This window comes from Streptomyces sp. NPDC020742, assembly GCF_040641675.1.
GTDB lineage: Bacteria > Actinomycetota > Actinomycetes > Streptomycetales > Streptomycetaceae > Streptomyces.
This window is the reverse complement of record NZ_JBFAEA010000023.1, coordinates 25,077-37,490: the sequence shown is the minus strand read 5'-3', so window position 1 is coordinate 37,490 and position 12,414 is coordinate 25,077. Positions and strand designations below refer to the sequence as shown.

12 protein-coding genes are annotated in these 12,414 nt (G+C 70.2%); 8 read left to right on the top strand and 4 right to left on the bottom strand.

Annotation, left to right across the window (positions count from 1 at the left end; all coding sequences use genetic code 11):
* Positions 1-29: 29 nt before the first annotated feature.
* The gene (locus AB0G84_RS29010) at positions 30-701 is read right to left on the bottom strand and encodes a TetR/AcrR family transcriptional regulator (RefSeq protein WP_361327045.1); all 672 of its coding nucleotides are present in this window, start codon (positions 699-701) and stop codon (positions 30-32) included.
* 98 nt (positions 702-799) lie between these two features.
* Here AB0G84_RS29010 and AB0G84_RS29005 point away from each other — a divergent pair, with 98 nt between their 5' ends.
* A complete protein-coding gene (locus AB0G84_RS29005; RefSeq protein WP_361327043.1) occupies positions 800-1,879 on the top strand; it encodes an amidohydrolase family protein in 1,080 nt (359 codons plus the stop codon).
* 115 nt (positions 1,880-1,994) lie between these two features.
* On the opposite strand, the gene AB0G84_RS29000 is transcribed toward AB0G84_RS29005, so the two are convergent.
* The gene (locus AB0G84_RS29000; protein ID WP_361327041.1) at positions 1,995-2,570 is read right to left on the bottom strand and encodes a hypothetical protein; all 576 of its coding nucleotides are present in this window, start codon (positions 2,568-2,570) and stop codon (positions 1,995-1,997) included.
* 183 nt (positions 2,571-2,753) lie between these two features.
* Here AB0G84_RS29000 and AB0G84_RS28995 point away from each other — a divergent pair, with 183 nt between their 5' ends.
* Together AB0G84_RS28995 and AB0G84_RS28990 are read left to right on the top strand one after the other, a co-directional pair.
* Positions 2,754-4,067 (top strand): sensor histidine kinase, encoded by a 1,314-nt coding sequence (locus AB0G84_RS28995; RefSeq protein WP_361327039.1) that lies wholly within the window; start codon positions 2,754-2,756, stop codon positions 4,065-4,067.
* A complete protein-coding gene (locus tag AB0G84_RS28990) occupies positions 4,064-4,741 on the top strand; it encodes a response regulator transcription factor (protein ID WP_361327036.1) in 678 nt (225 codons plus the stop codon). The genes AB0G84_RS28995 and AB0G84_RS28990 overlap by 4 nt, the downstream gene beginning before the upstream one ends.
* A 243-nt stretch (positions 4,742-4,984) precedes the next feature.
* On the opposite strand, the gene AB0G84_RS28985 is transcribed toward AB0G84_RS28990, so the two are convergent.
* Positions 4,985-5,362: a DoxX family protein gene (locus AB0G84_RS28985; RefSeq protein WP_361327033.1), complete on the bottom strand. Its 378-nt coding sequence runs from the start codon at positions 5,360-5,362 to the stop codon at positions 4,985-4,987.
* A gap of 114 nt (positions 5,363-5,476) precedes the next feature.
* On the opposite strand from AB0G84_RS28985, the gene AB0G84_RS28980 reads away from it, so the two are divergent.
* From AB0G84_RS28980 to AB0G84_RS28960, 5 genes are all read left to right on the top strand, one after another.
* On the top strand, positions 5,477-5,989 hold the full coding sequence (locus AB0G84_RS28980; protein ID WP_361327030.1) for a MarR family transcriptional regulator: 513 nt from the start codon (positions 5,477-5,479) through the stop codon (positions 5,987-5,989).
* Between the two features lie 560 nt (positions 5,990-6,549).
* A complete protein-coding gene (locus AB0G84_RS28975) occupies positions 6,550-7,752 on the top strand; it encodes a hypothetical protein (protein ID WP_361327027.1) in 1,203 nt (400 codons plus the stop codon).
* Positions 7,753-8,132: 380 nt separating this feature from the next.
* Positions 8,133-8,765, top strand: a complete 633-nt coding sequence (locus tag AB0G84_RS28970) for a hypothetical protein (RefSeq protein ID WP_361327024.1) — start codon at positions 8,133-8,135, stop codon at positions 8,763-8,765.
* Between the two features lie 149 nt (positions 8,766-8,914).
* Positions 8,915-9,559 carry a hypothetical protein gene (locus AB0G84_RS28965; RefSeq protein WP_361327021.1) on the top strand — a complete coding sequence of 215 codons (645 nt, stop codon included), beginning with the start codon at positions 8,915-8,917 and terminating at the stop codon, positions 9,557-9,559.
* Between the two features lie 293 nt (positions 9,560-9,852).
* A complete protein-coding gene (locus AB0G84_RS28960; protein WP_361327234.1) occupies positions 9,853-10,197 on the top strand; it encodes a hypothetical protein in 345 nt (114 codons plus the stop codon).
* A 262-nt stretch (positions 10,198-10,459) separates the two neighbouring features.
* Here AB0G84_RS28960 and AB0G84_RS28955 read toward each other — a convergent pair whose 3' ends face one another.
* Entirely contained in the window at positions 10,460-12,031 is a 1,572-nt protein-coding gene (locus AB0G84_RS28955) for an IPT/TIG domain-containing protein (RefSeq protein WP_361327018.1), read from the bottom strand.
* Positions 12,032-12,414 lie beyond the last annotated feature (383 nt).

Here is a 12,414-nt window from a genome sequence, read left to right as displayed (position 1 = left end):
GTAGCCATGGGGCAGGCGTGGCGCCCGGTCTACCTCCGTGGCGCCATGAGGGGGAGCAGCACCTCGTCCACGATCGCCCGGACCTCCTGCTCGGAAGCCGTTCCCCTGGCCATCGCCTCGGCGAAGATCATGCGCGGGCCCACCGAGGCGACCCGCGGCGTGACGCACCGCGGGTCCGCCTCGCCCCGGTCGACGGCGAGCCGGAGCATGCGCAGCAAGATCTCCTGATGGGGCAGCGTGACCAGCCTCTGGACCTGGGTGAACAGTTCGGGGTGGCGCGTCCGCTGCGTCAGCAAGGGCACCAGGGCACGCCCACGGGGCTCGTCCAGTACGCGCGCGAAGGCGTCGAGCATGACGATGAGATCGCCGCGCAGCGTTCCGGTCTCGGGGGTGACGGGGGTGCCGAAGCCCGCGACGGGATCGGCCAGGGCGGCCAGGACCAGTTCCGCCGGGGTCGACCAACGACGGTAGAGCGCCGACTTCCCGGTCCCCGCGCGAGCGGCGATCTTGTCGAAGGCGAGCCCTTCGAAGTCGACGTCGGCCAACTCCTCGAAGGTCGCCTCATAGATCGCCCGGGTGAGGGCACTTCCGCGCCGACGCGACGACTTGCCGGCGGGAGCAGGCGCAGCCGAGGCGTCACTCGCTCCCTCCGCAGCGGCAGGGGAATGCGGGTCGGCGGAAGCCCCAGGAAGACCGGTCACCCCTCCCGTTATAGCCGGGCCCGCCTCGGTGCGTCGAACAGCGACGGTGGTAGCGTGCGAGTTAGTGGACAGAACTGTCCACTATTTGGAGGTGCTGTATGAACACCGCTTCCGCTGCCAAGACCGCGCTGAACAACGTGCGCGTCTTCGACGGCCGGCAACTGTCCGCACCCTGCACCGTCGTCATCGACGGCGGCGTGCTCGGCACCGACGCCCGTGGCGCACAGGAGCTCGACGCGGCCGGCGCCATCGCGCTGCCGGGACTGATCGACAGTCATGTGCACCTCCACGGCGCCCAGACGCTGGAGCAACTGGCGTCCTACGGTGTGACCACCGGCCTCGACATGGCGACCTGGCCCGCCGAGCTGGTCGCCAGGCTGCGGAAGGTCACCGGCTACGCGGACTTCCGCACCGCCGGCTTGCCGGCCATCGGGCCCGGCGGCATGCACGCCCGGTTCCTGCCGTCGGAGGCGGTCATCCGCACTCCGCAGGACGCCCGGAACCATGTCGCCGCCCGCGTGGCGGAGGGCGTCGACTACATCAAGGGCATCGCCGAGGCCCCCGGCAACGGCGGCCCGGACAGCGAGAGCCTGCGGGCCCTGGTCACCGCCGCCCGCGCACACGGACTGAAGACGGTCATCCACGCCGCCAGCGTCCTGGCGTTCACGATGGCCGTCGACTCCGGCGCGGACTTCCTCACCCACGTCCCGGTCGACGGGGTCATCGCGGAGTCCGACCTCGCCAGGATGGCGGCGGCAGGCCAGATCGCCATCCCCACGATCACCATGATGGAGGGCGCGGTGGCAGACAAGGCGTCCAGCGCCCACGTGCTCAAGAGCGTCGCCGGCCTCCACCGCGCACACGTCAGCGTCCTGGCCGGCACCGACGCCAACAGCCAGCCGGGCTCCCCCTTCGCCGTCCCGCACGGTGAAAGCCTCCACCACGAACTGGAACGCCTCGTCCAGGCGGGCGCCTCCGCTGCGGAGGCGCTGCGGGCGGCCACCCTCCTGCCCGCGCGGGCCTTCGGGCTCACCGACCGCGGCGCCCTCGCGCCGGGCCTGCGTGCCGACCTCGTCCTCATCGACGGCGATCCCCTGGCAGACATCACCGCCACCCGCAACATCCGCAGCATCTGGTGCGGCGGCCATGCCGTCGTCCCGGCCCCGCTCCGTTCCTGAGTCATGGTGCCGGCCCGCGCCGCTCGCCGTCCGGGAGCGGCGCTGGGCCCGACGCTCCAGCGCTCCTTCTGCCCGCGCTGGTAGCCAATTCGCCACGTAGCAACCGGCTTTCGGCTCAGTGCGAAGGGGTGCCGGTCGTAGCGTCGTTGGCCGGGTCGACGGTCGCGGGGGGAGCGAGGGTCGCGGGGGTGGAGAGGGTTGCGGCCCGGGCGCGGATGACGAGCGCGCGGGAGAGCACCGCGGTGACCGCCATGAAGAGCAGGAAGTTGGTGATGATCCCGGTGACGTCGGTGAGCGCCGCGCCCCGCTTGACGAGCCAGGTGCCCACGTCGGTGCCGAACCAGTAGGTGAGACCGATGGAGAGCAGGGAACGGACGAGCGCCATGGCGACCCAGACGAGGGCGTAGCCGACGCCGGCGACGGTCACGATGGTGTTGTCGGCCCGCTTGCTCACCTTCATGAGGCTGACGGCGAGCAGACCGATCAGGACGCCGACCGCCACGCCGATGATCTCCGCGGTCAGGCCGACGCCGCTGGTGTAGAGGGTGCTGCCGAAGGTCAGGACGACGGCGGTGCAGATGATCAGGGACACCCAGATCCGCCGGCCGTTGTACGTGCGGCGCCCCAGGTCCGAACCGAGGGTGGCGGCCAGGACGACGGCATTGATGAGGAGGGCGTTGGTCAGACTCATGGCAGGTGACTCCGGAGGGGGACGATGTGACGCTTCGAGCATCCGGAATCGGGCATCCGCACACATCAGCCCGGCAGCCGAGGAGGGTGGAGGGCCCGGGCCTCCACCCTCCTCCACCCTTCTCCACCTTGCGGGCCCCCTGCTCCCGTAACGACGAGGTCAGGACCGTGGCAGGGTGACCGTATGCGCCTGATCACCTCTGCATACGCCGCCCGGGCGCGCCGGATCGTCCAGCGGGCGGACGGGGCCTGCTCCAAGCTCTCGGCTCCTCCCCCACTCTCGGCTTCGGTCGAGCGGGGGGACCCCCATGAGCAGGGGGGACTCCCCTGGTCGACGCTGGCGGCCAGGAGCCTGGCGCTGTGTCTGGTGCTGCTCGCGGCCGCGGTCGCCGGGGGGCGCGCCTGGCTGGTGGGCGAGGCGGCGCTGGCGGCGGGGTGGGTGGCGGCCGTGGGGTGGGTGGCGTTCGCCGCCTGGTCCGTGCTCGCCTTCCTGGCCACCGCCCGCGGCACCGATGCGAAGCGGTCGGTGGCGCAACTCCTGCTGCTGGGGGGCACCGTACTGGCGGAGGGCCTCGTGCTGACCTGGGCGCCGCCGCTGGCGGCTGCCGCCGCGCCGCTGCTGTTCGCGGCCGTCATGTCGGGCGCCGCCGGGCTGCCGGTCCCAGTGAGTACGGGACTGCTCGCCGGCGGCGTGCTGGCGCTGGTGTGCGGAGACCTGCTGACCGCACCGGGTTCCACCGGCCAGTGGAGCGTCGCCGTCTGGACCTTGACGCTGATCATCTTCCAGCTGGTCGGCCTGACCCGGCGCAGTGCCCGCGTCCAGCACCAGCAGGCCCAGCTCCTGCTCGACCAGAGCAGACAGATGCAGGAGGAGCGGCAGCGGACCGCTGCTCTGGACGAACGCGCCCGCATCGCCCGGGAGATCCACGACGTCCTCGCGCACTCCCTGGGCGCCCTGTCGGTGCAGCTCGAAGTGGTCGATGCCCTCATGGAATCCGAGCCCCCGCGCACCCAGGAGGCCGCCGAACGGGTGCGCAAGGCCCGCCGCATCGCTGTGGAGGGGCTGGCCGAGACGCGCCGTGCGATCACCGCACTGCGTACGGACACCGCCCCGCTGGCGGACGCCGTACGCACCCTGGCCGACAGTCTTCGGGAGCGCCACACCGGGCCGGTGCGCGCGGAGGTCACCGGCGTGGTGCGGCCACTGCCGGACGAGGTGTCGCTGTGCCTGGTGCGCGTCGCCCAGGAGGCCCTCGGCAACGTGGCCAAGCACGCGCCCGGCCAGGAGGCGGAACTCGTCCTGGCCTACGAACCGGCCCGGGTGCGGCTGACCGTCCGCTCCGCCCTGCCCGCATCCGACGGCCCCCCTACGGCTGGGCACGCGCCCGGCGGATACGGTTTGGCCGGCATGCGGGAGCGTCTACAGCTGATCGGAGGCACCCTTGCCGCCGGCCCCGGACCCGAGGGCTGGACCGTCCGGGCGGAGGTAGCGGCATGAACCTGCGCATCGTGGTCGCGGACGACCAGGAGGTGATCCGCGAGGGCCTGATGACCCTGCTCGACCTGATGCCGGGCATCGACGTAGTCGGCGGCGCCGTCGACGGCGAGCAGGCACTGGAACAGGTCGCCGCCCTGCGACCGGATGCAATCTTGATGGACCTCAACATGCCCGGCACCGACGGGATCGCCGCCACTGTCCGTATCACCCAGCACCACCCGCACACCGCGGTGGTCGTGCTGACCACGTATGCCGAGGAACCCCTCATCCTTGACGCCCTGCGGGCCGGTGCCCGCGGCTACCTGACCAAGGACGCCGGGAAGGCCGAGATCGTCCGTGCGATCGAGGCGGCCGTCACCGGGCACACCACCCTGGCCCCTGCCGTCCACCAGCAGCTCCTGGACGCGGCCGTCCGGACCGCTCCGGCCGCCGCCCCCCGGCCCGGGCGGTCGGCGGACACGGTAGGGCTGACCACGCGGGAGCAGGACGTGCTCCGCCTGATGGCCCAGGGGCTGTCGAACGCCGCGATCGGCCGGCGTCTGGTGATCGGTGAGGCAACCGTCAAGACCCATGTGAACCATCTGTTCGCGAAGCTCGGCACCCGCACACGGGCCGAGGCCGTCGCCTGGGCCCACGGCCACGGCTACGCACCGCCCCCGCAGCCGTCGGCCTGACCGTACGTACGCGGCCGGGCTGCCGCACCTCAACTGCCGCATACCGTACGGAAGTTGGCCCCTCCACACTCCACCGCGACGCCGAGTGATGCGGCCGGCGCGGCGAGGGCTCCCGTTACCGCCCAGCGCGGCGGCGCAGCGCGCGCCCTGCGCCGGTCCCACCGGCGCAGACGCCACCACGCCACTGCCCGGCGCCGCCGCCACCGGAGAAGAACCAGCTCACGCAAGGATCTCCGACCGGGCCTAGAGGGCGTACGGGCCGAACCGGCCCCACGCCACGACGGCCGCGAGCGCGAGCAGCACCAGATTCACGGCGATCATCTGCGCCTCGCTGCGACGGGCATGCACGACCATCGCGCCGAGCATGACCAGCACCAGACCGAGGGACGCCAAGGGCGCCAGCACCGGCGCGATACCGAGCGCGGGCGGCAGCACCAGGCCGAGCGCGGCCAGCACCTCCACGCCTCCGATCAGCTTCACCGTCCCCGCGCTCACACCCTCGGTCCAGCCCATGCCCGAGGCCGCCAGCTTCTGCTTCGGCTGGGACAGCTTCATCGCCCCGGCCGCCAGGAACGCCACAGCGAGCACGCCCGCGAGGACCCACAACAGCACGTTCATCATGATCAACACCTTTCAATGACTTAAACCGTTAAGCGAAGGCTAGGGTGCACTCACTTCAAGATGCAAGTCATCCATCAAGTTGATCACTTCATGCGTGAAGCTATACTCGCCAGCATGGAGAGCCCACAGGAACCCCGCTGGCTGGACAACGAGGAAGATCAGGCATGGATCGCGCTCAGCAGCATGCTGATGCGGCTCCCCGCGGCACTGGACGCACAGCTCCAGCGCGACGCCGGCCTGAGCCACTTCGAGTACCAGGTGATGGCCGGGCTCTCCATGGTCCCCGAGCGCACCCTGCGGATGAGCGAGCTCGCCGCGTTCGCAGAGGGCTCCCTTCCCCGGCTGTCCCAAGTCGTCGGACGGCTGGAGAAGCGCGGCTGGGTACGCCGCAACCCCGACCCCACCGACGGCCGCTACACCGTGGCCACCCTCACCGATGAGGGCTTCGACAAGGTGGTCGCCACCGCCCCCGGACACGTGGCGGCCGTACGCAGCTGCGTCTTCGACGCACTCACCAAGGCACAGGTACGCCAACTGACCACGATCGGCCGCCGCATCGTCGGCGCCGTCGATCCCCAGCACCCACTCGCCACCGGAACGCTGGACCGACTCCGCCCCGAGAAGTAACCGCGTCCCGGAGGCCGGCGGGCGGCGGCGCCCACGAGAACCGCAACGTAGAGCCGGTGCGGCAAAGGTTGTTGGCAGCGGTTGTTAGTGAGGCGTTACCGGTGCGCTAGCGCTCTCCGTGAGAGTCGTACCCGTCCAAGGGGTTGGTTGGGGTCCGCTGAGGCCTTCAGCTTTCTGGCCCGCCATCAAACGGGGAGCACGCTATGCGGAAGAAGACGCCGGTCACTGGCGGTGGGGCCGGGAAGGCTGCGGCTGCGGCGACATGCGCCATGGAGCATGCGTGCCTCACCGGGGTGGACCGTCCCTCGAGCGGCAGCGGGACAGCGCAGCCGGTTGCCTTCTCCTGTTCGAGGTTGACCACCGCGTAGTTCGCTGCGGAGTGCGGGATTCCCGGGGCCTTTGCCATGGCCTCGGAGAATGCATCGCCCGCGGCTCTGCGTTGTGCACTCTCCTTCGGGGCCGAAGCCGAGCCTCGGCACCCGCCCCCCATCTCTCAGGGCGTCCCACTTCTTCGGGCGTCCCCTGTTCCAGAACTTCTCACGAATGCAATGGGTACCGTTATGCGTGAATTCAGCCGCCGGGGCATATTGGGACTCGGGGTAGGAGCGGCGGCCGCGCTCTCCGTCGCCGGCTGCTCGATATCCGGGTCGTCGTCCTCCGACACCGTCGGAACCGGTCCCGGAAAGGCGCCGAAGGGCAAGCCGATCGGCGACGGCTCGACCGCGTACACCGGGAAGCAACCCAACCAGCCGCCCGCACCGGAGAAGCTGCAACCGGGCCAGAAGCCACCGCAGTTCGTGGTCTTCTCCTGGGACGGGGCGGGCGAGGTGGGCAACGGCCTCTTCCCGCGGTTCCGCAAGCTCGCCAAGGACCACAACGCCTCGATGACCTTCTTCCTCTCCGGGCTGTATCTGCTGCCCGAGTCGAAGAAGCGCCTGTACCACCCGCCGAACAACCGCGTCGGCGCCTCCGACATCGGCTACCTCACCGATGCCCACATCAAGGAGACGCTGAAGAACGTGCGCGCGGCATGGCTGGAGGGCCATGAGATAGGCACCCACTTCAACGGCCACTTCTGCGGCACCAGCTCGGGCTCGGTGGCACACTGGACCCCCGCCCAGTGGGACGACGAGATCAAGCAGGCCATGGACTTCGTCACCAAGTGGCGGACCAACACCGGCTTCACCGACCTCGAACCGCTGCCCTTCGACTACAGCAAGGAACTCGTCGGCGGCCGTACGCCGTGCCTGCTCGGCCAGGAGAACCTGCTGCCCACGGCACGCAAGCGCGGCTGGCGGTACGACGCCAGCTCGCCCGGCGGCCTCCAGGTCTGGCCCACCAAGAAGCAGGGCCTGTGGGACTTCCCGCTCCAGGGGATACCGTTCCCCGGCCACTCCTTCCCGGTCCTCTCGATGGACTACAACATCCTGGCCAACCAGTCGAAGAACTCCACCAAGGCCCCGCCGGCCAACTACCCGGGCTGGCGCAAGCAGGCCACCGGCGCCTACATCGCCGGCTTCCAGCGGGCCTACGAGACCAACCGGGCGCCGTTCTTCATCGGCAACCACTTCGAGCAGTGGAACGGCGGCATCTACATGGACGCCGTCGAGGAGGCGGTCAAGCACATCGCCGACGAGAAGCACAAGGACGTCCGGCTGGTCTCCTTCCGCCAGCTCTGCGACTGGCTCGACGCCCAAGACCCGCAGGTCCTCGCCGACCTGCGCCGACTCGGGGTCGGCCAGCAGTTCACCGGACGCGGCTGACGACACCGGGAGAGCCCCTCAGCAGGGATTCCGCACGGCCGTTACCCGGCAGATGCGGCATGCACCTCGACGAGGATGGCAGCGCCGCCACCTCCGTCATCACGTTCTCGACCGTGCCGGCGCACGGAGTTACCGCCAAGACAGTCATCGCCGGTATCGCGGGGGCGACCGGCTACCCGCCTGACGAGGCTGCGCGCCGTTGCAACTGCGGGCCGGTCTTGCCTTCTTCTCCGAGGAGGAGCGGCGCACGATCGCCCCAGGCCGCCCGCTGAGCTTCACCGATCCGGCACGCGTCACAGGCCAGGGCGGTGCAGGGGACACGGAGCCGGAACCCGATTCTGTGGTTGCGGCAGTGAGGAACGTCTTCGGATGATGGTGTCATGGACCCGTTGAACAAGCAGGTGGCACCTGATATCGAGCAGGTTCTGAAGCACAACTCCAAACTGCTGAAGCAGCATGTCGCAGGACGCCTCGCCATCGGCATCCCCTTGCTCGTGCTGCCCTTCGTGTGGCCGGCACCGGGTACGCCATCCTTCTTCCTGATGCTCCCCATGCTCGCCGGATTGTGGGTGCTCTTCTTCCTGGTGGTCCGAATCGCCAATGGTCTGCGCTTGGGCGTGTGCAAGAAGGTCCTATGCGCCTACCCGCTTGAGTACCGCACGCGATTGGACAGGAAAGAGGCGCAGTGGCTGCTCCTGGGCACTGTGTACACGGTCAAGGCCTCCAGCCGCGGCCAGCACGGTGCCGCCTACATGCGCGCAACCAACGCATCGGCTGTGCGCCGCTGGCCCAAGGGCGCCGAGGACGAAGGCGCCTGGGTCGCCGGTGACCCTCTCTTCGGCGGGGTCCTGATCGTCCCTGGTAGCAATGACATGTTGTTCATGCAGCCCGCAAACTGGAAGAAGCTCGACCTGAAACGCGCGCAAGCCGATGCCGCACGGATCGAGCGGGCGCAACAGGCGGGCATCGCCAAGCTGCTTGAGCGGGAACCAAAGGTGGCGTACGGGATATGATGACACCCCTGCGCAGTAGTATCCGCAGGCCGTAAGAGAAGGCGCTGGTCGGACTACGGCCTGGTCGTGCAGGAGCGTCGTCGTGGTGGTCGGCGCCTTCCAACCGCGGACGTCGTGAAGCTGAGCGATGGGGGTCCAAACACCGAGGATTGTCCCGCCTGTTGCGCTCCGTCGCCGGCAACGGCGTCCAGGACCAGCACGACGAGACGGGACACTCGATGACGCTCACCTTCACCCGCGACCGCAACCCCAAGCGCTACGAACTGCGCCCCCGAGGCTCCGCACCCGTCCATGTGCGCCGTGGCGCCCCCGACGGCCGCGCGCTGCCCGAGGGGTGCAAGGCGCGCTTCACCCTCGCCGCGGATCCCGCCGGCGCCTCGCCGCTCGCCGTGGTCGTCCGGAAGGACGGCGGTCACCTCGCCGTGCTCACCCCGGACCACGCGCACCTGGCCGAACTGCGGCTACCACCGCGGAAGAAGCGGTGGCGGCCCGCGTACGAGATCCGCCTGCCCGACGGGACGGTGCTGCGCGGGCGGGAGGGGACGGTGCCGTCGCTGCTCCTGTGCCTGGTGATCCTGCCCTTCGCCCTGGTGTACCAGGTCGGGCTGGCTCTCACCGACCTCCCCACCGACGACATCACCGCCCCGTTGCGGACGGCCTGGAAGCGGCCGGGAGAGCTGTTCGGCCGGGCGACGCTGACCGAGTCGGTACGCGGCCGCTTCCGGGTCCGGGGGGACCGGCTCGATCACCGGGTGGCGTACGCACAGGCGGTGGCGAAGTACTGGGAGCGGTGAGCCCGTCGGCTGTGCGGTGAACCCGACGGCGTACGGTGTTCCTTCGGAACGCCTCACCGAAATCTCGCACAACCGGCACCTGTTGCACACCCTTTCCACGAGTGCCGGACACCGGAATGTGCGTGATCCGCCGTGCCTTTCTCCAGAATCGCTGGATATGCCGTCCTGCCTCAGCCGCTCGTGCGCAGCGCGCCATTCAAGATCCAGAACCGATATGCAATCGCAGGTTTGAAAGTGGTTTCGCGCACTCGCGCGAGGCAAGCAAGCAGGGCATGAGCAATCCCCATGAACCCATGCCCGTAAACGACCCCTACCACCCCTATGACCGTAACCAGGACGCCTATAGGCGCAACCGGGACGGTGAAGGAGCAAACCGGGCAGCGCTGATCATCCACACGATCGCGGACATCGCCGCAGGATTTCTCGGCCTGTGGATCCTGCTGTATCTGCTGGAGGCGAACCAGGGAAATGTCTTCGTCGGCTTTGTGCACGGCGTGGCCGACTGGCTCGCCGGCTGGTCGCAGGACATCTTCACCATGAACACCGAGGGTCTGCGCGTTTTCCTCAATTACGGTCTGCCCGCCGTGATTTACCTTCTGCTCGGCCATGGGACCGCCGCACGAGTACGCCGCCTCTGACCGGATTCGGGCCGGAGCCTGGATACGCGGCCGGTGGGGGGAGGCGCAGCCGGTGCGCGGCACGCATACACAGCCGGTGTGCGGCGCGGATACGTGGCCGGTGCGCGAGCAGGTCCCCGAGGCGGGGCCGTTCGCGCACCGGTCACGTCCTTTGGGCTCGCTTCTCCGGGCCCCCGGCCGGCTCCCGCTCTGCCGTCCGCCTACGAAGGGGACCCGTGGGCGGGACGGTGCCCCCGGAGGGGCCCGGCCGGCTCGCCCTGGCTCACCCCGCGTAGGTGAACTCGTCGGCCGGGCCGGTGGGTGAGGTGGCGACGCCGACCGTCACGGTGACGTCCACCGTCTTCGGCCACTCCGGCCGCCGCAGCGGCACCTTGGCCGTGATCTGGGTCGGGGAGACCACGGTGACCGAGGTCAGGGCGGTGTCCTTGATCCGCACGGCCGCCCCCGAGGCGAAGCCCGAGCCGGTGAGGGTGATCTGGTCTCCGGCCTTCCCACCGCGCGGGCTGACCGCGCTGACCACCACGGGCGCGGGTCCCCCGTCGTACGCGAACCGCCCCAGCGGAACGGCGGGCGAGGTGCCGAGCATGGTGGTGACGCGGACGTCGGCGATGCCGTGCCCCTCGGGCGCGGTCGCCTTGATCTGCGTACCGGAGGTGTCGATGGAGAAGTCGGTGCACGGGATCGGGCCGAAGTCGACCACGCTGTCCTTGCTGAATCCGCTGCCGGTGATCGTGACCAGCGTGCCGCCCTGCCCTGCGGTGGGGCTCACCCTGGTCACCACCGGCCCGGGAGGTACGACGGGCGCGCCCAGCAGGGTCAGGTACGTGGCGTTGGCGTGCTGGAACGCGACCTGGCCCAGGTAGTCAGCGGTGGTCTCGTTGACCAGGTCCTTGTCGTACATCGAGTAGTCCGCGTTCACGGTCTTGGGGCTGTTGGCGTTGGGCTGGACGTAGACGTTGCCCTTGCGGAGCAGGTCGATCTCCGACAGCAGGATCTTCACCTCCTCGTTCGCCGTCGGGCCCGGGGCCGGGTACCACGACTTGGCCGTGGACAGGTCGGACCAGGCCCGCGGGACCACGTCGTAGGCGTTGACCCAGCGCTCGTGCAGGCTCCACGGCCGGGCGTCGACGTTGTCGGCGAAGCTCTTCAGGCCGGCGGTGGGGGCGGCGAAGGTGACGAGTGCGAACTTCGGCTTGTTCGTGGGCCAGGTCTGGGCCTGAAGGTAGCTGGCCAGTGTGGTGGCGACGCTGCCACCGAGGCTGTGGCCGGTCACGAAGACCGTCGGCTGGGGCGTGGTCGGCACGTAGCCGAGGAGGGCGGCGAGCACCTCTGGGAGCGTGCCGCCCGCGGGGACCAGGGCGTCGGACCAGCCGGCCCCGCCGTCCGGCGCCTGCTCGCCGGACGCCGCGGTGATGCCGCGCGCGGTGACGACCTGGGTGAAGGCGTCCATGGCGCCGGCCGAGACGGCGACGTTCGCCGAGCCGCCGGCGCTGAACGGCACCACCGTGCCGACGTCGAGGTCCTCCATCATGTCGGTCGGATTGTCGATCGTGCCGCGGACGGCCACGGCGATCTGGTTCGAGCCGTCGGAATTCCAGGCGAGATAGACCAGGTTCGCGTTGTCCGGGCTGAGCGCCAGCCACCGCAACTGCCAGGTGCTGCGGGTGGCGAGCGCGGCGTTGTTCAGTTGTGCGGTGATGCCGAGCCGGGCGCGCTGGGTCTGCTCCTGCAGGGTCTCCCCCGACGGGCGGGGGGTCGCCGCCGTGGCGGCGATGGCGGAGAGGGTCATGGTGACCTGGGCGGGGGTCGCGTTCGACCGGGGTGCCGTCGTCATGGGTGCTCCTAGGGATGTCAGCGGAGCGGGACGCGGCAGCTGTGTACGGGCCCTGGGCACTCGGCCCCGGACCCGCGCGCTGGCGGATGCGCCCCGCTCAAGCAGCGATATGTCACTTTCATCCCTTTTCGCGGTGCGGCCTCCCGAAGCCTTGCGGCCCCGCGGAGCGACGGATTTCAGGCTCATGGCCCAGCCTCGGGCGGGGGGGCGGCGGCACCGCGTCGACGACCCCGACATCCGGGCGCCGCTGGTCGGGGCCGATCAGGCCGAGGGACACCCGGGCGTTCGCCCGCGGCGCTCCCCGACGTGCGGGTGACGGCGAGCGGGCCGGCCGGACGAGGGCGCCGGAGCCGCTCCCTGCCCCGGCACCCGGCACCCGGACC